19 protein-coding genes and 1 tRNA gene are annotated in these 19,964 nt (G+C 67.8%); 9 read left to right on the top strand and 11 right to left on the bottom strand.

The genetic code is table 11. The features are described from left to right. The first annotated feature begins 57 nt into the window (after positions 1-57). A complete protein-coding gene (locus tag HED23_RS33350; RefSeq protein WP_014046869.1) occupies positions 58-732 on the top strand; it encodes a Crp/Fnr family transcriptional regulator in 675 nt (224 codons plus the stop codon). 194 nt (positions 733-926) lie between these two features. Here the strand turns inward: HED23_RS33350 and HED23_RS33355 are convergent, their stop codons facing one another. From HED23_RS33355 to HED23_RS33370, 4 genes are all read right to left on the bottom strand, one after another. Further along, positions 927-1,757, bottom strand: coding sequence for an MBL fold metallo-hydrolase (locus tag HED23_RS33355; protein ID WP_203187034.1), 831 nt, complete (start codon positions 1,755-1,757; stop codon positions 927-929). After that, entirely contained in the window at positions 1,754-2,680 is a 927-nt protein-coding gene (locus tag HED23_RS33360) for an NUDIX hydrolase (protein ID WP_203187035.1), read from the bottom strand. Before HED23_RS33360 ends, HED23_RS33355 begins: the two co-directional genes overlap by 4 nt. A 117-nt stretch (positions 2,681-2,797) precedes the next feature. After that, positions 2,798-3,268 (bottom strand): RidA family protein, encoded by a 471-nt coding sequence (locus tag HED23_RS33365; protein WP_203187036.1) that lies wholly within the window; start codon positions 3,266-3,268, stop codon positions 2,798-2,800. Then, positions 3,268-3,426 (bottom strand): DUF4177 domain-containing protein, encoded by a 159-nt coding sequence (locus HED23_RS33370; RefSeq protein ID WP_019992579.1) that lies wholly within the window; start codon positions 3,424-3,426, stop codon positions 3,268-3,270. Before HED23_RS33370 ends, HED23_RS33365 begins: the two co-directional genes overlap by 1 nt. 71 nt (positions 3,427-3,497) lie before the next feature. On the opposite strand from HED23_RS33370, the gene HED23_RS33375 reads away from it, so the two are divergent. Both HED23_RS33375 and HED23_RS33380 read left to right on the top strand, forming a co-directional pair. Then, positions 3,498-4,532: an ArsA family ATPase gene (locus HED23_RS33375; protein ID WP_203187037.1), complete on the top strand. Its 1,035-nt coding sequence runs from the start codon at positions 3,498-3,500 to the stop codon at positions 4,530-4,532. Continuing rightward, positions 4,529-5,983, top strand: a complete 1,455-nt coding sequence (locus tag HED23_RS33380; RefSeq protein ID WP_203187038.1) for an ArsA family ATPase — start codon at positions 4,529-4,531, stop codon at positions 5,981-5,983. Before HED23_RS33375 ends, HED23_RS33380 begins: the two co-directional genes overlap by 4 nt. Positions 5,984-6,020: 37 nt before the next feature. Here HED23_RS33380 and HED23_RS33385 read toward each other — a convergent pair whose 3' ends face one another. Then, positions 6,021-6,386: a WhiB family transcriptional regulator gene (locus HED23_RS33385; protein ID WP_203187039.1), complete on the bottom strand. Its 366-nt coding sequence runs from the start codon at positions 6,384-6,386 to the stop codon at positions 6,021-6,023. Positions 6,387-6,784: 398 nt separating this feature from the next. Between HED23_RS33385 and HED23_RS33390 the strand changes: the two genes are divergently transcribed. Continuing rightward, positions 6,785-9,016, top strand: coding sequence for a transglycosylase domain-containing protein (locus HED23_RS33390; RefSeq protein ID WP_203187040.1), 2,232 nt, complete (start codon positions 6,785-6,787; stop codon positions 9,014-9,016). 88 nt (positions 9,017-9,104) lie between these two features. Here the strand turns inward: HED23_RS33390 and HED23_RS33395 are convergent, their stop codons facing one another. Together HED23_RS33395 and HED23_RS33400 are read right to left on the bottom strand one after the other, a co-directional pair. Further along, the gene (locus HED23_RS33395; RefSeq protein ID WP_203184413.1) at positions 9,105-10,757 is read right to left on the bottom strand and encodes an IS1182 family transposase; all 1,653 of its coding nucleotides are present in this window, start codon (positions 10,755-10,757) and stop codon (positions 9,105-9,107) included. 129 nt (positions 10,758-10,886) lie between these two features. Next, on the bottom strand, positions 10,887-11,351 hold the full coding sequence (locus HED23_RS33400) for a GatB/YqeY domain-containing protein (RefSeq protein ID WP_203187041.1): 465 nt from the start codon (positions 11,349-11,351) through the stop codon (positions 10,887-10,889). 79 nt (positions 11,352-11,430) lie between these two features. Here HED23_RS33400 and HED23_RS33405 point away from each other — a divergent pair, with 79 nt between their 5' ends. From HED23_RS33405 to HED23_RS33420, 4 genes are all read left to right on the top strand, one after another. Continuing rightward, positions 11,431-12,369 carry a metallophosphoesterase gene (locus HED23_RS33405; RefSeq protein WP_203187042.1) on the top strand — a complete coding sequence of 313 codons (939 nt, stop codon included), beginning with the start codon at positions 11,431-11,433 and terminating at the stop codon, positions 12,367-12,369. A gap of 88 nt (positions 12,370-12,457) precedes the next feature. Beyond that, positions 12,458-12,531, top strand: a tRNA-Pro gene (locus tag HED23_RS33410). A 243-nt stretch (positions 12,532-12,774) separates the two neighbouring features. Then, a complete protein-coding gene (locus HED23_RS33415) occupies positions 12,775-13,464 on the top strand; it encodes a DUF488 family protein (RefSeq protein WP_203187043.1) in 690 nt (229 codons plus the stop codon). An 87-nt stretch (positions 13,465-13,551) separates the two neighbouring features. After that, the gene (locus HED23_RS33420; RefSeq protein WP_203187044.1) at positions 13,552-14,385 is read left to right on the top strand and encodes a hypothetical protein; all 834 of its coding nucleotides are present in this window, start codon (positions 13,552-13,554) and stop codon (positions 14,383-14,385) included. A 42-nt stretch (positions 14,386-14,427) separates the two neighbouring features. On the opposite strand, the gene HED23_RS33425 is transcribed toward HED23_RS33420, so the two are convergent. The 4 genes from HED23_RS33425 to HED23_RS33435 form a co-directional block, all read right to left on the bottom strand. Continuing rightward, positions 14,428-15,303 (bottom strand): DUF4238 domain-containing protein, encoded by an 876-nt coding sequence (locus HED23_RS33425; RefSeq protein WP_203187045.1) that lies wholly within the window; start codon positions 15,301-15,303, stop codon positions 14,428-14,430. Positions 15,304-15,579: 276 nt separating this feature from the next. Further along, complete coding sequence (locus HED23_RS33430) at positions 15,580-17,094, bottom strand: LacI family DNA-binding transcriptional regulator (protein ID WP_203187046.1); 1,515 nt, start codon at positions 17,092-17,094, stop codon at positions 15,580-15,582. A gap of 32 nt (positions 17,095-17,126) precedes the next feature. After that, the gene (locus tag HED23_RS35570; RefSeq protein WP_414108017.1) at positions 17,127-17,501 is read right to left on the bottom strand and encodes a helix-turn-helix domain-containing protein; all 375 of its coding nucleotides are present in this window, start codon (positions 17,499-17,501) and stop codon (positions 17,127-17,129) included. Positions 17,502-17,627: 126 nt separating this feature from the next. Next, a complete protein-coding gene (locus HED23_RS33435) occupies positions 17,628-18,137 on the bottom strand; it encodes a helix-turn-helix domain-containing protein (RefSeq protein ID WP_073958116.1) in 510 nt (169 codons plus the stop codon). Positions 18,138-18,429: 292 nt separating this feature from the next. On the opposite strand from HED23_RS33435, the gene HED23_RS33440 reads away from it, so the two are divergent. Beyond that, on the top strand, positions 18,430-19,707 hold the full coding sequence (locus HED23_RS33440; RefSeq protein ID WP_073958117.1) for a DUF3631 domain-containing protein: 1,278 nt from the start codon (positions 18,430-18,432) through the stop codon (positions 19,705-19,707). The last annotated feature ends 257 nt before the right edge of the window (positions 19,708-19,964 follow it).

Below are 19,964 nucleotides of genomic sequence, written 5' to 3' on the forward strand. Positions count from 1 at the left end.
ACCGTCCGGCATCATGGAAACGACGCTTCCCTGAACAGGCCGACAAGGAGAGAACTCGTGGACGACGTTCTGCGGCGCGCCCCGCTTTTCGCGGCGCTCGATGACGAGCAGGCCGCGGAGCTCCGCGCCTCGATGAGTGAGGTGACCCTCGCGCGCGGTGACGCGCTGTTCCACGAGGGCGACCCGGGCGACCGCCTTTACGTGGTCACCGAGGGCAAGGTGAAGCTCCACCGCACGTCTCCCGACGGCCGGGAGAACATGCTGGCCGTTCTCGGCCCCGGTGAGCTGATCGGGGAGCTGTCGCTCTTCGACCCGGGCCCGCGCACCGCCACTGCGACGGCTCTCACCGAGGTCAAGCTCCTCGGCCTCGGTCACGGAGACCTCCAGCCCTGGCTGAACGCCCGCCCGGAGGTGGCCACCGCACTGCTGCGCGCCGTCGCCCGCCGTCTGCGCAAGACGAACGACCAGATGTCCGACCTGGTCTTCTCCGATGTCCCGGGACGCGTCGCCCGGGCGCTCCTCGACCTGTCGCGCCGCTTCGGTGTGCAGTCGGAGGAGGGCATCCACGTCGTGCACGACCTGACGCAGGAAGAGCTGGCCCAGCTGGTCGGCGCCTCCCGCGAGACGGTCAACAAGGCGCTCGCCGACTTCGCGGGCCGCGGCTGGCTGCGGCTCGAGGCGCGCGCCGTGATCCTGCTGGACGTGGAGCGGCTGGCGAAGCGGTCCCGCTGACGCCCCTGGCGGCGCGTACACGGGTTGCTCACCCCCTTGGCGGCGGGCACACGGTCGCGCCGACGCCTCTCTGCGGCAGCAGGTGGTCGCCGGGGCCTCATGGCAACCGGGCTCGGTCTCCTGGGAACACAGTCGTCGAAAGGCCCCACCGGATCCGGTGGGGCCTTTCGCGTGCTTCCCCGGCCCGCTTCCGGTCAGATAAGGCCGTGCTCGGTCAGGTATTCGATCTGGGCCCGCACCGACAGCTCCGCGGCCGGCCAGAGGGAACGGTCCACGTCTGCGTACACCGCCGCCACGACCTCGGCAGGCGTCCGGTGTCCCGCCTCCACGGCCGTCTCGACCTGGGCCAGGCGGTGCGCGCGGTGGGCGAGGTAGAACTCGACGGCACCCTGCGCGTCCTCCAGGACCGGTCCGTGCCCTGGGAGGACCGTGTGCACCCCGTCGTCGACCGTCAGCGAGCGCAGACGGCGCAGGGTGTCCAGGTAGTCACCCAGTCGGCCGTCCGGATGGGCGACGACGGTGGTACCACGCCCCAGGATCGTGTCGCCCGTCAGCACGGCCCGGTCGGCGGGCAGATGGAACGAGAGGGAGTCCGCGGTGTGCCCCGGGGTCGGGACCACCCTGAGTTCGAGCCCTCCCGTGGTGATCACGTCACCTGCCGTGAGCCCTTCGTCGCCCAGGCGCAACGCCACGTCCAGGGCGCGCACCTTCGTGCCCGTGAGCTCGGCGAACCGGGCGGCGCCCTCCGCGTGGTCGGGGTGCCCGTGTGTGAGCAGGGTGAGGCCGACGCGCCTGCCCGTCCTCTCCGCGGTCTCGACGACGGCCCGCAGATGTATGTCGTCGAGGGGCCCCGGGTCGATCACGACCGCGAGATCGGAGTCGGGTTCCGCGACGATCCAGGTGTTCGTGCCGTCCAGGGTCATCGCCGAGGCGTTGGGGGCCAGGACGTTGACCGTACGGGCGGTGGCCGGCCCGGAGAGGACCCCGCCGCGAGGCTGCCCGGGCAGCGCGGCCGCGTCACTCATGAGGGATTCCCGTCCGTCGCGTCGCCCGGAGGAGGAGATGCGGATCCGTCCGCCGCCGGAAGGTGTTTGGTGAACTCGTCGTGCCCCGGCCAGCTCAGCACCAGCTCGTCGCCCTCCATGCGGGCTTCTGCCAGCACGGGGGTGAGGTCCTGGGAATCCGCTGCCCTCAGCGCCTCCGCGGCCGTCCCGTACGGCCTCAGCGCCCGCAGGGTGGCCACGGTGGGCGGCATCATCAGCAGGTCGCCCTTGTCGTAGCCGTCAGCGGCGTCGCCGGGCCGGATCCACACCGTCCGGTCAGCCTCGGTGGAGGCGTTCCGGGTGCGCTGGCCCTCGGGGAGGGCGGCCACGAAGAACCAGGTGTCGTAGCGGCGCGGCTCGAACGCAGGGGTGATCCATCGCGCCCACGCGGCCAGCAGGTCGGAGCGCAGTACCAGGCCCCGGCGGTCCAGGAACCCTGCGAAGGACAGCTCGCGGGCGACGAGGGCCTCGCGGTCGGCCTCCCAGTCTGCGCCCGTGGTGTCACTCACGACGGTATCGGCGGTCGGCCCGGCCAGCAGGACGCCGGCCTCCTCGTACGTCTCGCGGACAGCGGCGCAGACGACAGCCTGCGCCTCGGCCGACGAGTCGACTCCCAGGCGGCCGGCCCAGTCCTCCAGGGACGGTCCCGCCCAGCCCACGAGGTGGTCGTCGTCGCGCGGGTCGACCCCGCCACCCGGATAGGCGTACGCGCCGCCGGCAAAGGCCATGGATGTGCGCCGGCGCAGCATGTGAACGGTGGGACCGGCGGGGACCGGGCCCGACGTGTCGTCCCGGAGCAGCATCACCGTGGCCGCGCGCCTGGGGGGCACGGCTGTCAGCTCGCCGCTGGCGAGGGCCCGGATCCGGGCGGGCCATTCCGGTGGGTACCACTGACCGTTGGACATGGCCGGAGGCTATCCGGAACCGCGACGATGTTCGAGGGGCACGAGCGTTGATGTCTGCCCCTTACACACATGATCCCGCCCGGTCGCGGAGACCGGACGGGACCGTGGAGGCGCGGATCAGGCGTCGACGAGCTCGACCTGGACCTCGACCTCCACCGGTGCGTCCAGCGGCAGCACCGCGACGCCCACGGCGCTGCGGGCGTGCACGCCCTTGTCGCCCAGCACGGCGCCCAGCAGCTCGCTCGCGCCGTTGACCACACCCGGCTGGCCGGTGAAGTCGGAGGCCGAGGCGACGAAGCCCACGACCTTCACGACCCGTGCGATCCGGTCCAGGTCACCGGCGACCGTTTTCACTGCCGCGAGGGCGTTCAACGCACAGGTCTTCGCCAGTTCCCTGGCCTCGTCCGGCGTCACCTCGGCGCCGACCTTGCCGGTCACAGCCAGTTTGCCGTCCACCATCGGGAGCTGGCCGGAGGTGTAGACGTACACCCCGGACCGCACGGCCGGCTGGTAGGAGGCCAGCGGCGGTACGACGTCCGGGAGCGTCAGGCCGAGTTCGGCGAGCTTCGCCTCGACGGCGCCCGCCACTACGGCTTCTCCCGCTTCAGGTAGGCCACGAGCTGCTCGGGGTTGTTCGGGCCGGGAACGACCTGGACCAGCTCCCAGCCGTCCTCGCCCCAGGTGTCCAGAATCTGCTTGGTCGCGTGCACGAGAAGGGGCACGGTCGCGTATTCCCACTTGGTCATGAGCCGACTGTAATGCCTGGCACACGCGGCCTCGTGCGTAGCCTGCCTGCCGACTGGTTAGGCTCGAAGACGTGAGCAGGTTCCAGGTCGTCAGCGGCAAGGGCGGGACCGGTAAGACCACGGTCGCCGCCGCACTCGCGCTCGCCCTCGCGACCGAGGGCAGGCGCACTCTCCTCGTGGAGGTCGAGGGCAGGCAGGGCATCGCCCAGCTCTTCGAATCCGAGGCCCTCCCCTACGAGGAACGCAGAATCGCCGTCGCCCCGGGCGGCGGCGAGGTCCACGCGCTGGCGATCGACGCCGAACGCGCGCTCCTGGACTACCTCCAGATGTTCTACAAACTGGGCAGCGCCGGGCGCGCGCTGAAGAAGCTCGGCGCGATCGACTTCGCCACCACCATCGCCCCCGGGGTCCGGGACGTCCTGCTGACCGGCAAGGCCTGCGAGGCCGTGCGCCGCAAGGACAAACAAGGCGGGTTCGTCTACGACTACGTGATCATGGACGCACCCCCGACCGGACGCATCACCCGCTTCCTCAATGTGAACGACGAGGTGGCGGGGCTGGCGAGGATCGGCCCGATACACAATCAGGCGCAGGCCGTGATGCGGGTCCTGAAGTCCCCCGAGACCGCGGTCCACCTGGTGACGCTCCTGGAGGAGATGCCGGTCCAGGAGACCTCGGACGGCATCGCCGAGCTGCGGGCCGCCGAACTGCCCGTGGGCAGTGTCGTGGTGAACATGGTGCGGCCTCACCTGCTGGACGAGGACGCTCTGCGGACGGCCTCGGGCGGCCGCCGCAAGGAGATCGCGAAGGCGCTCACCCGGGCCGGCGTGACGGGTTCCGCCGGGCTGGTACGACCGCTGGTCGCGCAGGCCTCCGAGCATGCCCAGCGAGTCGGCCTGGAGCGTGAGCAGCGCGCGGTGCTGGCCGGGCTGGGGCTGCCGATGGCCGAGCTCCCGCTGATGGGCGAGGGGGTGACCCTGGCCGCGCTGTACGAGCTGGCGGAGGAGTTCCGTAAGCAGGGTGTCGGTGACGAGACCGCGGACGCGGCGGGGCAGACGCCCCGGGGTGGGAAGCGACGCGGCTCCGGACGAGGGGTGGGGTCATGACGGTGGGCACGGACATCGCACCGGGGCTGGAGACCGACGCGCTCCTGGACGATCCCGATATCCGTATCGTCGTGTGCTGCGGCTCCGGCGGCGTGGGCAAGACCACGACCGCTGCGGCACTCGGTGTACGGGCGGCCGAGCGCGGCCGCAGGGTCGTCGTCCTCACCATCGATCCGGCCCGCCGGCTCGCCCAGTCCATGGGCATCGACCAGCTGGACAACATCCCGCGCCGGGTCGAGGACATCGACGGCGAGGGCGAGCTGCACGCCATGATGCTCGACATGAAGCGCACCTTCGACGAGACCGTCGAGGCGCACACGGACGCCGAGCGGGCTCGCGCGATCCTGGAGAACCCCTTCTACCAGTCACTGTCGGCAGGGTTCGCGGGCACGCAGGAATACATGGCGATGGAGAAGCTCGGGCAGTTGAGGGCGCGCGACGAGTGGGATCTGATCATCGTCGACACCCCGCCGTCCCGTTCCGCGCTGGACTTCCTGGACGCGCCGAAACGTCTCGGCTCCTTCCTGGACGGGAAATTCATCCGGCTGCTGATCGCCCCGGCGAAGATCGGGGGGCGGGCCGGTATGAAGTTCCTCAACGTCGGGATGTCGATGATGACGGGGACGCTCGGCAAGCTGCTCGGCGGCCAGTTCCTCCGCGATGTGCAGACCTTCGTCGCGGCGATGGACTCCATGTTCGGCGGATTCCGCACCCGGGCCGACGCGACGTACAAACTGCTCCAGGCCCCCGGCACGGCGTTCCTCGTGGTGGCGACGCCGGAGCGGGACGCGCTGCGCGAGGCCGCGTACTTCGTGGAACGGCTGGCCGCGGAGGAAATGCCGCTGGCCGGCCTGGTCCTCAACCGCGTGCACGGCAGCGACGCGTCACGGCTGTCGGCGGAACGGGCGCTGGCGGCCGCAGAAAATCTTGAAGGCGTCGGCATTGTGGATCAGACGGCCGGGAAGGCTGCCCTTGGTGAGTCGGCGGCCCCAGAGGCCGCCGCCACCCCTTCCGAAGCCCCCGAGCCGCCGCTTTCCCCCGAGCGCAGCAACGAGCTCTCCCCGTACGAGCCGCCACAGCAGGAGCCGCCCCAGCACGACCGGACATCGCGCACCAGCGAGCACCACGGCCGTGGCCAGAAATCGTCTGACCCGTCCGGGCCATCCACGAACGCAGAAACGGACGGGCGTGCCTCAGCCGTCGCGGACGCCGTATCCGTCGAGGTCTCCGTCGAGCAGCTGACCGCAGGTCTGCTGCGGCTGCACGCCGAGCGGATGCAGGTTGTCGCCCGCGAACAGGACACACGCGACCGCTTCACCACGCTCCACCCCGAGGTCCCGGTGACCGAGGTGGCCGCGTTGCCCGGCGACGTGCACGACCTCTCAGGCCTCAGGGCAATCGGCGAACTGCTCGCGACCGGTTCCGCTTCTGCCCCGGCCGGAGCTGTCTAGGGCCACCACCAGGCTCCCGGCGGCAGCCCGTGCCCCCTTACCCCACGGCGGCGAACCTCTCGTGCAGTTCGTCGTCGTGCAGCGCGTCGTCGTCCAGGCCGACCCCTACGGGCAGCATGCCTGTGGACCGCTCGTATTCGCTGCGCGCGGTCTCCAGCAGGCGGCGCCAGGACGTGACGGTGGGCCGTCGGCGCAGCAGCGCACGGCGCTCCCGCTCCGTCATCCCGCCCCACACGCCGAACTCGACGCGATTGTCCAGCGCGTCGGCCAGGCATTCGGTCCGCACCGGGCATCCGGTGCACACCGCCTTGGCCCTGTTCTGCGCCGCCCCTTGTACGAACAATTCATCCGGATCGGTAGTGCGGCAGGCCGCCTGCGCACTCCAGTCAGTTACCCAGCCCATTCCGGCGCCGTCCTCTCCCGAATCGAGGCTCCCCCACGGCGGTAGCGGCATATTCACCGCTGCCAGTTGAGGACGTTACGGAAGGTGGCGACAGCACAACACCCCCTTCGGGCCCAATCTTGGATGGCCCGAACGGACTATGCGTACGCGGCAGATCACCCAGAGGAGTGACGCAAGGACATGTCTGACCATCCAGATAAAATCTGGACAGAAAGCGCAAGTCGCAACGGACATTCAGTGACACTTGAGGCGAATTCGGGACCGCCTCGGCACGTGGCTGAATTCTGTTGAAGACCGTGCAGGGGGGTTGATGCAAAATCGGACTGCTGTGACAGTTGAGAGCAGCTTAGGCCAAGGCCTATACGCGTGTCCGGCGAATGAGAACGTAGGCTGCCCCCATGCCAAAGAAGCGCTCAGGCGGGGGTCTGACGACGACCCAGCAGGCCGCCAAGTTCCTCGGTGTCGCCGCGCTCTCCGGAGCTGTGCTGGCGGGCATCGCGCTGCCGGCCGCCGGCGCACTCGGGCTCGCGGCCAAGGGGACGGTCGAGGAATTCGACGAAATCCCTTCCAACCTCAAGACCCCGCCGCTGAGCCAGCGGACCACGATCCTGGACAGCGAGGGCGGCGCGATCGCCACGGTGTACTCGCGTGACCGCACCGTCGTCCCGCTCAAGGACATCTCCCCGTACATGCAGGACGCGATCATCGCGATCGAGGACTCGCGCTTCTACGAACACGGCGCCGTGGACCTCAAGGGCATCCTGCGTGCGATGAACCGCAACGTGCAGGAGGGCGGGGCCGCTCAGGGCGCGTCGACGCTGACCCAGCAGTACGTGAAGAACGTCTTCGTCGAGGAGGCGGGCGACGACCCGGACAAGGTCGCCGAGGCCACCCAGCAGACCTTGGGCCGCAAGGTCCGGGAGCTGAAGTACGCGATCCAGGTCGAGGAAGAGCTCGGCAAGAAGAAGATCCTGGAGAACTACCTCAACATCACGTTCTTCGGGCAGCAGGCCTACGGAGTCGAAGCCGCCTCCCAGCGCTACTTCTCCAAGCACGCCAAGGACCTGAAGGTGGGAGAGGCGGCGATGCTGGCCGGCCTCGTCCAGTCACCGACCCGCTACGACCCGGTCAACGACACGAAGGAAGCGACCAAGCGTCGCGACACCGTGCTCCAGCGCATGGCCGCCGTCGGCAGCATCTCGCAGAGCGAGGCCGAAGCAGCCATCGCCGCCCCTCTCGAGCTGAAGGTCAGCAAGCCGAAGAACGGCTGCATCACCGCCGTCAGCGGAGCCGGATTCTTCTGCGACTACGTACGCAAGACCATCCTGAACGACCCGACGTTCGGGAAGACCGAGGAGGAGCGTTCCAAGCTCTGGAACCTCGGCGGCCTGACCGTCAGGACCACGCTCTCCCCGCGTGCACAGGCGGCAGCCAATGAGGCCGCCACCTCGAAGGTCAACAAGGACGACAAGGTCGCCGCCTCCGTGGTGCAGGTCGAGCCCGGCACCGGCAAGATCCTCTCGATGGGGCAGTCCAGGCCGTACGGCCTGGACCAGACGAAGCACGAGACGATGATCAATCTCGGCGTCACCCACGAGATGGGCGGCAGCACCTACGGCTTCCAGGTCGGCTCGACCTTCAAGCCGATCACCGCCGCAGCCGCCCTCGAGAAGGGCATCAGCCCGGCTGAGAGCTACACCACCGACTGGAAGATCTCGCTGCCCAAGAGCTCGTTCCGCGATTGTTCGGGCGCCCCCACCGGCAGCGACAACTGGGATCTCCAGAACGAGTTGGAGTCCGAGAAGGGCAGCTGGGACATGACCAGCGCGCTCGGCAAGTCCATCAACACCTACTTCGCCAAGCTGGAGCAGAAGACCGGGCTCTGCGAGACGGTCGAGATGGCGAAGAAGATGGGCTACGAGCGAGGGGACGGGAAGGAGATCGAGGAGAACGCCTCGATCACCCTCGGCGGTGAGGTGAGCACCCCGCTGTCCATGGCCTCCGTGTACGCCACGTTCGCCAACCGGGGCACGTACTGCTCCCCCATCGCCATCGAGTCCATCACCGACGCCAACGGCAAGAAGGTCGGCGTACCCAAGACCGAGTGCTCCCGGGCGATGAGTGAGCCGACGGCGGACAGCATCAGCCAGATGCTCAAGGGCGTGGTCGAGGACGGCACCGGCACCCTGGCCGGTCTCAGCGACCGCGACAACGCGGGCAAGACGGGAACGACGAACGACCGCCTCGACGCCTGGTTCGTCGGCTACACGCCGAATCTCTCCACCGCGGTCTGGGTCGGCGACGACGTCGGCGAGAAGACCACCAAGATGTACGACATCACCATCGGTGGTCAGTACTACGACAAGGTCTGCGGTGGCTGTCTTCCCGGCCCCATCTGGAAGACGGCTATGACCGGCGCGCTGAACGCCTCGGAGACCCCGTCCTTCCACCCGATCGCGGTACCCCGCGCCAAGGAGAAGGAAAAGGAGAAGGACAAGGGCCGCGGCGAGGACAACGACGGCGGCAACGACAACGGCGATCCCGGCGCCGACCCCGTCGGCGGCATCACCCTGCCGCCCGGCTTCATCGGCGGGAACGACGGCGGGCGGAACGGCCGCAACGGCCCCTGACCGTCCGACTGCGCACGGCGTCATGAAGGAGGGGCGCTCCCGGTCCGGATGCTGTTGGCGAATGCCCCTTCGTTCCGCCCCATCGGATTTATCCGGTGGGGCGGAGTGCTGCGAAGTGTGAGGTGCGTGTTGGGGCGAGTGGGGTGCCTGTGAGCCAGGCGTCGAGGCGGGTGAGGTTCATTCCGGCTGCGGTCAGCAGGTGTTGCAGGTGGGTTTTGGGATGGCCTCGGTAGCGGGACCTGCGCAGCCCGAAGGCGCGGACGCCCTGGGAGATGGTGCCTTCGATGCCGGCTCGGTGCTTGTAGCGTTGTTTCCATGGGTCGGTTTGCTGGTCGAGCCGGGCTGTTCGGAGGGCTTCGTGTTCGTCGCGGTGCCGCAGGGTGATCTCGCGTCCCATGTAGGCGACGCCGCGGGTGCACTGGTCGCGTGAGGGGCAGGGGCGGCAGTCCGCGGGTGAGAATCGGGCGCGGATCACGGGGCCTGACGAGCGTCGCCCGTCGTGCTGCCACTGTCTGCTGGTCCTGCCGTTCGGGCAGGTCACCTGCTTGTTGTCCCAGTCGACGGCGAAGTCGTCGATGCTGTAGCCGTTGTTCGCGGCGGCCTGCCAGCCGGTGTTGGCGCCGACCGGTCCCACCAGTTCGATGCCATGGTCACGGCGGGCGGCGACCAGGTGTGCGGCATCGACGTAGCCGGCGTCGACCAGATGGACATCAGGCAACAGGTCCCGGCGGGCGAGAGCGTCGTGGATCTGGTCGGTGACCTGGACGTCGGCAGTGGCGGCGGTGGTGGTGATGACCTCGGTGATCAGGTGTGGGGCATCGGGTTCGCAGGTTTCGGTCAGATGAACCTTGTAGCCGCACCAGGCCCGGTCGCGTTTGGCCCCGTTGCGGGCGTCCGGATCATAGGCCGAGCGGATCCGTAACTGCCCCGGCGGGCAGTCCTTCGGCTTGCGCCAGCTCACCTCACCGTCGCTGACCTGGTATTCCTGCACCCACATCTGCCGTAGGAACTCCACGGCCGGCAGCTCCCTCAGCCAGGCAGGCGCGTCAACGGACCACACAGCTTGCAGGAGCGTCATGCCGTCCTGGCCGACCTGTTCGGCGTGGCTGAGCCGGGCAGCCCAGCGGCTGGGGAACTTCGTGTCCTCCGGCCGGGCGGAGTACCGGTCGAACCACTCCGGCGGCGTCCGCTCGGCCAGCCACTGCGGAGCCGCGACCGCCAGTGCGTTCAGTGCCGCTCGCATCGCCTCGACCACGGACTCCAGCCGGTTCACCTCCCGCACCGCCGCCAGCACATGCGTGGCATCACTGCGCTGACGTCCACCGGCCTTGAGCAGCCCGGCCGCCGAAACGCTCTCCAGGACCGCATCCAGCACCCCGGCCTCGACGCCACCGGCGATGAGCCGTCCACGGAACTCGCTCAGCACGGAGAAATCGAAGCCCGGATCGGTCAGCTCCAGCCCGAGCGCGTACTTCCAGTCGATCCTGGAGCGCACCGCGTGAGCGGCCTGCCGGTCCGACATCCCTTCGGCGAACTGCAACACCAGCACCATCGCCAACCGGCCCGGCGACGCCGCAGGCCGCCCCCGACCCGAGAAAAGACCCGCGAACTCCGCATCGGTGAAGACCGACCCGAGCACATCTCTCACCCGGACTGCCAAGCACCCCTTCGGGAAGGCCGCGCGGGCCACCCTGACCGTCTCCGCCGGCACCTCGCCAGGCACACCAGGACGCAACGACATCTGCCCACCCCAAACACAACGTCGGCCTGACCCACCAACGAGATGGATCAGGCCGACGTCACGACGAAGGGGCATTCGCCAACAGCATCCGTTCCGGGAGCGCCCCTCCTTCATGCGTGGTGCCGGCTCTCAGCCCGCGAGCATGTTTTTCACCGTGGCGGCGACCCGGCCGCCCTCGGCAAGCCCTGCCACCTTCGGGTTGACGATCTTCATGACGGCGCCCATCGCACGCGGCCCCTCGGCGCCGGCGTCCTTCGCCTCTCCGACGGCCTGCGCGACGATCGCGTTCAGCTCGTCGTCGGAGAGCTGCTTGGGCAGGTAGGCGTCGAGCAGCTCACCCTCGGCCCTCTCCCGCTCGGCCTGCTCGGTCCGGCCGCCCTGCGCGAAGGCCTCGGCCGCCTCCCGACGCTTCTTCGCCTCCTTCGCGATCACCTTCTGCACCTCGTCGTCGGAGAGCTCGCGCGACGTCTTGCCGCTGACCTCTTCCTTGGTGATCGCGGTCAGGGTGAGCCGGAGGGTGGACGAGGTGAGCTCGTCACGCGCCTTCATGGCCGTGGTGAGGTCTTCCTTGAGCTTGGACTTGAGCGTGGTCATGTGGCGATTGTGACAGGTACGGGGCACCTGCCGCCCTCCCGTTTTCGTCCCACCGCCCCGTTTCTGCGACGATGGGCCCATGCGCGCACGCTACGGAGTACCCCTGAAAGTAACGGCAGTCGGCGCAGCGGTAGGCGCCGCCGGTCTCGTGTACGCGGCAGGATTCGAGGCACGGTCGTTCCGCCTTCGCCGCATCACGATTCCCGTACTCCCGCACGGAGCCCGCCCGTTGCGCGTGCTCCAGGTCTCCGACATCCACATGGTGAGCGGCCAGCGCAAGAAGCGCGCCTGGTTGCAGTCGCTGGCGGGTCTGCGCCCGGACTTCGTGGTGAACACCGGCGACAACCTCTCCGATCCGGAAGCCGTGCCTGAGCTGCTGGACGCTCTCGGCCCGCTGATGGAGTTCCCCGGGGTCTACGTCTTCGGCTCCAACGACTACTACGGCCCGAAGCTCCGCAACCCGGTCCGCTACCTCCTGGAGAAGACGCAGGGAAAGCACGGGCTCAACGGAAACGCACCGGCGGTCAACGTCGTCCACAACCCTTGGGAACCGATGCGGGACGCCTTCGACGAGGCGGGCTGGCTGAACCTCTCCAACACCCGGGGCCGGATCAAGGCGGACGGTCTCGAGATCGCCTTCACCGGTCTGGACGACCCTCACATCAAGCGGGACCGTTACGCCGAGGTCGCCGGTGGCCCCGAAACGGGCGCGGACCTCTCGATCGGCGTCGTCCACGCCCCGTACCTGCGCTCCCTTGACGCGTTCACGGCGGACGGCTACCCCCTGATCCTGGCCGGCCACACACACGGCGGGCAGCTCTGCATCCCCTTCTACGGTGCTCTCGTCACCAACTGCGACCTGGACACGGACCGGGTGAAGGGCCTCTCCGGCCACACGGTCGGAGAAAGGCGCTCCTATCTCCACGTCTCGGCGGGCTGCGGCACGAACCGCTACACCCCGGTGCGCTTCGCCTGCCCGCCCGAGGCGACCCTGCTGACACTGACGCCGCGCGACTGAGTCTCGCGGCCCGGCACAAAAACCGGATTTCGCCTCCGGGCGCGGGTGGGCTAAAGTAATCGATGTCGCCGGGACAATCGGTGGACATCGGGGTGTAGCGCAGCTTGGCAGCGCGCTTCGTTCGGGACGAAGAGGTCGTGGGTTCAAATCCCGCCACCCCGACAGTGAAGTACCAGGTCAGGGGCCTGATCCAGTGAGTGGATCAGGCCCCTGACGGGTTCCTGGAGATCGTTTGGGAGAAATCTGGGAGAAGATCTTGGTCGGCTTCTCCCAGGAGCAGTCTCCAGTGCCGCAGGAAGAGCGGCGCCTGCGCGCCCTCGGATGTGTGCGTTCGCGAAGCCAGGGCTCGTAGCTGACCAGGAACACCGCGGCGGGCCGCCCCGACGGTCGTTAGGAAAACCGCACATGGCAGGTCATCGCTCAGCGCCACTCCACGACCACGCCCGTGCGCTCGCGCAGCGCGTACGTGCATTGCGGGAAGACCGCGGGTGGACGCGGGAACGCCTGGCCAAGGAAGCAGGCATCGCCGTCGGGACTGTGAGCCGCCTGGAGAGCGAGGGAGCAATCCAGCCAGCTTTCTTCACAGTCGGCGCGGTGGCCGAGGCTCTTGCGGTCTCCCTCGATGATCTGTTCCGGACTGCCCGGGTCGCACCCATCACGCCCGGTCTGTGGTCAGCCGGGTACGAAGGACGGGACATCGAGTCGTTCGTCGCCTCGCTCGTCGACAGCCGCATCAGTGTCGTGGCAGATGTGCGGCTCACCCCGATCAGCCGCAAGAAGGGCTTCAGCAAGACCCGCCTCGGGGGAGCCCTGGCCGAAGCCGGCATCGAGTACACGCACCTGCGTGGCCTGGGCAATCCGAAGGACAATCGCGAGCCTTTCTGGGACGGCCGCGTCGAAGTGGGTCGGGCGCGTTTCCGTGGCCTCCTGCGGTCCGATGAGGCCCAGGCCGACCTTGCTCGCCTCGCAGAGCATGCCCAGGCGTCGCGGGTAGCGGTGCTGTGCTTCGAGAAGGACGAGAGCCGCTGTCACCGGCAGGTCGTCTTGGAGACAGTCCGCAGCCGCGTCCAGGTGCCAGTGAATCCCTTGGCCTGACTTCGTCCCGGTTTTCGCACGCACCCTTGCCAGTGGTGCATGCCTCTCGTCCAATCAGATCGGAGAGATCGATGGAGGGGGCACGCCATGGCGTCGGCGGCATTCGGGAAACGGCAGCGCGCACGGATCATGATCACGGTCAAAACGTATCCGGAGCTGTCCAGTAAGTACCGCGAGACCAGCTGTGTGGCCGGCATACGTCTCGACCAAGGTGAGCCTCAACACGTACGGCTCTTCCCTGTGCCTTTTCGGCTCCTGAGCGAGGAAGCCCAGTTCTCCAAGTACTCGATCATCGAAGTCGACGTCGAGCCACATCGCCTTGAGCGAGACTCCCGCCCAGAGAGTCTCAGGCCCTATCTCGACACGTTGGAGATAGTGGGTGAGGTACCGTCCGACGGCGGCTGGCAGAAGCGGTATCGCCACGTGGAGCCGCTGGTCGCCCCGTCCCTCTGCGCCATCAAGCGGGATCAGGAGAAGCGAGGAACGTCCCTCGGCGTCTTCCGCCCCGCCGAGATCACCCGCTTCCGGCTGGAGGACGCCGAGCCCTGGTCTGTCTCCAAAGCCGCACTGGCCGACCAACTTGACTTGTTCGAGCAGGAGCTGAACCCGCTGGAGTGGGTGCCGCTCGACCTCCGGTACAGCTTTCGCTGTGCCGAAGACGACTGCCCGACCCACGACATGGGGCTGAAGGACTGGGAGGCAGGCCAGTCGTACCGCAAGTTCCTGCGCAAGTACGGCGAGCACGGGGTCCGCGATGCGCTGCGTGAGCGCTGGTACACGCGGATGTGCGCCCCGAACCGTGCCGTCCACTTCTTTGTGGGCAACATCTCGGCCCACCCCAAGACGTTCATGCTGCTGGCCGTCTTCTACCCGGAGCGGAAGGTCGTCGACTACGTGCAGGATGGTCTGTTCGGCGAGTGACCCACTCTGCGGAAAAGGGATTCCCAGCAGAACCCGCAAAACTCATTCTACGGTCGGCGGCACGTCAGGACCGTCCTCAATCATTCTCAAAAACTCCCGCTCAAAAGAAAAAGAATTCTGACTGGATATTACAAATCGAGAGGCCATGAAGACTTGTGCAGAATTTTCACTCTGCACCATGCTCTCACTCATCAGCACCGGCGAAATTTGGCAGTCAAATCGAGAGATATTCGAATTGCGCCACACGCCTTCATCGGGATAGCAATACATGATCACATCAGGGGCGAGCGGGTATACTACATACGCACCCTTGCCGAGGTTGCCCGGTTTTACCCAAGCTCGATGGTCAGACGTCCTGAAGGCCAATGGATTGTCCGATGTGACAAATGGAGAAGGCGTCAAATTCAAAGCGAAAAGCCAGGTGCATCGACTCACGCGATCGGCATAGGAGGAGATTAGCGCGTCATCCCAAAGCACCGCAGCATGGAGGGCTCTAACGTCCTCTTCAGACTCGGCCTGGTACCCATGCAGCGCCGAGAAGGCTACCAATATCGCGCGAGTGTCGGCCGTTCGTAGGGACTGGAGAGCCAGGAACTGGCTGATTATTTCTCGATTTACTGCAGGTATGGGTAGCGAATCGCCCGAATGCCCACTTCGAACCCAGTCGAGCCATTGCCCTGTAATGGAGGATACTTGGCCCTCCAGGTCCGCAAATTGTTTTTCCATTTCCAAGGGATTGTGGCCGTGCTCAATCAACTGAGGCAACTGGTAGAAGTTCGACTCCGCAGCTACCGCCTTCGGCTGAGTACGAAACACTCTATCGCTAGTCTTGTCCCAGGCCCATAGGCGTTCCGTCGAGTCAGTAAATCGACGTAAGTAGAATTGCGGAACATAATGATGAAGCTTAGGATCAGCCACGCCGCTCCCCCCTCAGCCCGCCAGCGCTAGTCAGCACGATGGTAGGAGCCGCGTCCGACGTACGACAACGCCATATAACCTGCTGCGGTGAGCGTTGGGAAAGCGCGGGAACAATGGACAAGCCCCACCGGCACCACGTGGACACACGTCACGCACCGTCGAAGAGAGGCGAGCACGATACCGGAGATGAGCGTCAGTAGCTGCTGCGGTCACATCTAGTGGTTACCGCAGCAGCCTTTGACACGCTCCCGTGCCACCGTTGCACCGCCCGCGCCACTACGTGGTGGTCAAACGGTCCCGCAACAGTTGGTTGAGGATCCGGACCGGCGAGGCAGACGACATGGCCAGCCGGGCATCGAGTGCCACCTCCCACTGCTCGGTCAAGCCGAGCATGAGGCGCCGGCGCATGCCGGGCGTGACGTGGGCATAGCGCGCGGAGACCGAGCCGTCGATGTGGCCCATGCGTTCGTCCATGAGGACCTTCTCGGTGCCGAGGTCCTCCATCATCGTGCGGTGGGTGTGCCGGAGCCCGTGGGGCGTGAGGCCCTTCGCGATCGGTAGCCAGCAGGCGCCAGCCCGAGCGGCTGCCCCTCGGCCTCGGGCTGGGATGCCGGGCCACGGCTCGCCGAGGATCGGCACCGGGCGGGCCTCCTGCGGGGCCTTCTTCGGGTACCAGCCTGAGACCGCCGGGGTGAACAGCCAGGTGGCGAAGCCGTTTCGGCGCCAGTGAGCTGCGTGCTCCGACGTGGCGCCCCCGCGTACGAACCCGAGCTCAGCGATAGCGAGTTCGACACGTACACGGGTGTCCTCGCGTACGCGGTCGGGATGGTTGAGGACGTTGGAGACCGTGCCCGTGGAGACTCCGGCACGACGGGCGACGTCGACGAGCTTCGCGCCTTGGTGGCCGCCGGTGCGTGCAGCTCCCTGGCCACGGAAGACGTACGTCCGGCCGTGGCAGGAGCAGGGTGTCGGCTTCGTGTGAGCGATGTGGTTGAAGACCAGGGCCGACAGCCAGTCCGCCGAGTCGATGACGCGGTAGCTGTCGTCCTTGGGCGGGCAGCGCACCAGCTCTCCGGTGTCGAGTTCGTACAGCTGCCACTCGACCCGGAAGGCATTGGGCCGCACGAACTCCGTTTCCAGGCCGACGATTTCGCCCCAGCGCTTGCCGGTGTAGCCCTTGAGGACCGTAGCGACGAACTCGTCGTCGCGGCCGGACAGTAGGGCGGCCCGCTCTGCGGTGAGCAGGATGCCGAGTGCGTCGGTGACGACCTTCTCCGGGCCGCGGTCACGGGAACGGCCGGCTCGCTTGCCTCGCCCGCGCCGACGGGCCGCCGGGTTGGACGTGAGCAGACCCTCGTCGATCGCGTCCTCGAAGATCAGGTGGAGTGTCGAGCGCCAGGTCTTGACGCTGGAGGCCGCGTACTCGGCCCGCTCCTTCTTCTCCCATGCGTCGACGTCCGTGCGCAGGATGCCCGCGAGTGCCTTGTCCTCGAAGTCGGGGAGCAGGTGCTCCTCGATGTGGCGCTTGTAGTTCTGCATGGTCGAGGCGGCCAGGTCCTGGCCGGCGTACCAGCGGTTGGCGTATGCGCCGAAGGTCTCGTGGCCAAGGCCCGGGTCGCGCCACTCACCGCGCCGAACGGTCACCTCTTCCGCGTCTGCAGCCTGCTTGGCCTCGCGCTTGGTGGCGAACTTGACCACGACGCCCGTGGAATCGGCGACGGTGCCGTACTTGCCGTCCTCGATCTTGTAGCGGCCGCGCCAGTAGCCGCCACGCTTTTCTGCGTAACCCACAGATTTCCCTCCCTTCTGCTGTGTGGGGTGCGTTAAGCCGCGGTCCCGTACTGGGGCTTGGTCGTCCGGCGTGGCGGCCGGGCCTTGAGGCGGACAGTGGGCACGGTCGTATCGGGCTGCTGCCGAGCTCGAGGCTTCCGGGGCGGCGCAGGGGTACCAGAACGCTGCGGAGTCTGGACCGGGCGCTCTTCGTGCATGCGGATGATCTCCGCGAGGTGGTCGTCCGAGAAGCGGTACGCGCGGCCGACGCGGGTGAACGGGATGAGTCGCCGACGAGCACGGTCTTTGACCCACCAGGCGGAGCAGCCGAGTACGGCGGCGACCTCCTCGGGGGCATAGAGGCACGGCAGGGCGGCCTCGGCATGCGAAGTCAGTGCGGAGGCAGGGGCTATCGCGGGTTGGCGCAAGGGATGGGTCCTCTTCTGGCGGGTATGGGGCGCGGCAACGCCGACCCGCCGGTCGATCGCTAGGGATGAGAGTGGACTGCCCGTACTGGGGGTTTGCGGGTCCAGTACGGGAGAGGGAGCAGGGGGCTATACCTCGTCAGCAGGCTCGACGTCGCCGCCAGGCGGAGGGCCGTGCATCTTCAGCATGGTCCTGCTGGCCTCCTCCGCCATGGCGTTGGAGACCATCACGTCGGCTTCCTCGCGGATATCGGGATACTCGGCGAGGTAGGCGTCGAGGGCGTCGCGCGCCTCGGTGAAAGCCAAATTGGCTCTCTGGGTCGCGCGGAACGCGTCAATGATCTCGTCGATGAGCTCCATGGCGCGGGCCTTGGCGGCCAGCTGCGGGGGGCCGACGAGGTTGCGCAGGTCGAGACCGAAGACCTCGGCGAAGCCGATGGTCTCGTCGAGGTTGATGCGACGCTTGCCGTTTTCGATCCGCCAGACCGCGGACGGATTCATCTCGAAGCCGGCCTCGTTCATGCGGTCGGACAGGGCGTTGGTGCTCCACCCGCGCGCCTCACGTTCCAGTTTGATGCGCACCGCGACGTTGCCCTCGCCGCTGAGCAGTACGCCCTGCGGCGGGTCTTCATCCGCCATGGCCACCTCCTTCCGTACGTAGCACTCCCCTGCCATTCGCAAGGACTCCACAAGAGTAGCACGTCTACTGCGAGATGCAGAACACTTCTGCGATCCGCAATTCATGTGGCATAGTGGTGGTCCCACCCGATCAACCCGAGGAGCCCGCACGACCGCACGTGACATGAAAGAAGCCCCCGGCGATGCCGGGGGCTCAAGCGCAAACCTCTCAACCGCCATCCCTAGCGATCAACCTGCGGAGACCGGGATTGCCGTCCCATATGGCCCGCAAGCAGAGGAGCTGATGCCCAGTATGACCGATCCCCAGCCGAATGCGCCATCCCGTCCCAACGGCTCCGGCACCTCATGGCCTCCAGTCGCTGTGCCCGGCCAACCGGCCGGCCCCGTTGCGCCTTCGCCAGAGGAGGACAGCGACGACTGCCCCTCGCCGCCGCCGCTGTCCGAAGGAGCGCAGATCCTGGATGCCCTTCGAGCGCAGGTCAAGCGGTACGTGGCGATGCCGAGCGAGGAGGCCGTCACGGCGGTGGCCTTGTGGGTCGCGGCGACGCATCTGCAGCGCGCGTGGCAGCACGCGCCGCGCCTGGCGATCGTCGCCCCGGAGAAGCGGTGCGGCAAGTCCAGGCTGCTGGACGTGGTGACCGAGACCGTGCACAACCGCCTGATCACGGTCAACGCCAGCGCAGCGGCGATCTTCCGGTCGATCGACGGGGACGACCCGCCGGCCCTCCTGGTAGACGAGGCCGACACCATGTTCAGCACCACCAAGGCCGCAGAGAAGAACGAGGAGGTCCGCGGCCTCATCAACGCGGGGCACCAGCGTGGTCGGCCCACTCTGCGAGTATCCGGGCCCGAGCACCTGGTGCAAGAGTTCCCCACCTTCGCCATGGCCGCGCTCGCCGGGATCGGTGACCTGCCGGACACGATCATGGACCGGGCAGTGGTGATCCGGATGCGCCGCCGTGCGGCCGGGGAGAAGGTGGCGTCCTTCCGCACCAACCGGGACACCCCTGCCCTGAACGCGATCCGCGACCGCCTCCACGCCTGGCTGCAACCCTTGTACGAGCAGGCGATGGCCACGGAGCCCCCCATGCCGGTCGAGGACCGCGCGGCAGACACCTGGGAACCGCTGGTCATCATCGCCGACCTCGCCGGGGGCGACTGGCCCGCGCTCGCCCGCACCGCCTGCCGAACCATGACCGACTACGAGGCCGGCCAGGACGAGGAGGGCGGTCTACGCACCCGCCTCCTGGTCGGGATCCGCCGCGCCTTCGCCGCTGTGGGCGACCCGGCCGTGCTGAGCACGAAGCATCTGCTGGAATCCCTGAACGCGGATCGGGAAGCTCCCTGGGCCGAGTACGGCGCCAACGGGCTGACTCCACGGGGACTGCAGCTGCTCCTGAAGCCGTACGGCATCGGCTCAGCCAACCGCCGCTTCCCCGACGGCACCCAGGCCAAGGGCTTCGCGCGGAACCAATTCCTCGACACCTGGGCCCGCTACTGCCCCGAGCCCAGGGCTGTGGCCGAGGCTGCCCGGCCGGCGGATGAGCCGCTGCCCGACACCGCAGCCTGACCCGACTCCACTCGCATCACTCGTCCCCGCGCAGGTCAGCGCGGGGACGAGTGGGAGAGCCGCAACGAGTCGAGTCGACATCACCACGCCACCCGTACCTGTCCTGACCAGGCACGCGACGAGTGGTACGAGACATCGCACCTCACGGCGGCCACCCCTGCCCTCCCCTGCGCCAAGGCCGCCGCCCCCGAGCCCACCTGGAGTACCCCGCTTGCCTGCCCGCATCACCGCCCTCCTCGGCCGAGGCGATTCGCATC

Source organism: Streptomyces pratensis (genome assembly GCF_016804005.1).
Classification (GTDB): domain Bacteria; phylum Actinomycetota; class Actinomycetes; order Streptomycetales; family Streptomycetaceae; genus Streptomyces; species Streptomyces pratensis_A.

Bases quoted from the DNA above. Each gene is read 5' to 3' on its own strand.
- HED23_RS33355 (WP_203187034.1), bottom strand. From the start codon at position 1,757: ATGAGTGACGCGGCCGCGCTGCCCGGGCAGCCTCGCGGCGGGGTCCTC.
- HED23_RS33360 (WP_203187035.1), bottom strand. From the start codon at position 2,680: ATGTCCAACGGTCAGTGGTACCCACCGGAATGGCCCGCCCGGATCCGG.
- HED23_RS33370 (WP_019992579.1), bottom strand. From the start codon at position 3,426: ATGACCAAGTGGGAATACGCGACCGTGCCCCTTCTCGTGCACGCGACC.
- HED23_RS33380 (WP_203187038.1), top strand. From the start codon at position 4,529: ATGACGGTGGGCACGGACATCGCACCGGGGCTGGAGACCGACGCGCTC.
- HED23_RS33385 (WP_203187039.1), bottom strand. From the start codon at position 6,386: ATGGGCTGGGTAACTGACTGGAGTGCGCAGGCGGCCTGCCGCACTACC.
- HED23_RS33390 (WP_203187040.1), top strand. From the start codon at position 6,785: ATGCCAAAGAAGCGCTCAGGCGGGGGTCTGACGACGACCCAGCAGGCC.
- HED23_RS33395 (WP_203184413.1), bottom strand. From the start codon at position 10,757: ATGTCGTTGCGTCCTGGTGTGCCTGGCGAGGTGCCGGCGGAGACGGTC.
- HED23_RS33400 (WP_203187041.1), bottom strand. From the start codon at position 11,351: ATGACCACGCTCAAGTCCAAGCTCAAGGAAGACCTCACCACGGCCATG.
- HED23_RS33405 (WP_203187042.1), top strand. From the start codon at position 11,431: ATGCGCGCACGCTACGGAGTACCCCTGAAAGTAACGGCAGTCGGCGCA.
- HED23_RS33415 (WP_203187043.1), top strand. From the start codon at position 12,775: ATGGCAGGTCATCGCTCAGCGCCACTCCACGACCACGCCCGTGCGCTC.
- HED23_RS33420 (WP_203187044.1), top strand. From the start codon at position 13,552: ATGGCGTCGGCGGCATTCGGGAAACGGCAGCGCGCACGGATCATGATC.
- HED23_RS33435 (WP_073958116.1), bottom strand. From the start codon at position 18,137: ATGGCGGATGAAGACCCGCCGCAGGGCGTACTGCTCAGCGGCGAGGGC.
- HED23_RS33440 (WP_073958117.1), top strand. From the start codon at position 18,430: ATGACCGATCCCCAGCCGAATGCGCCATCCCGTCCCAACGGCTCCGGC.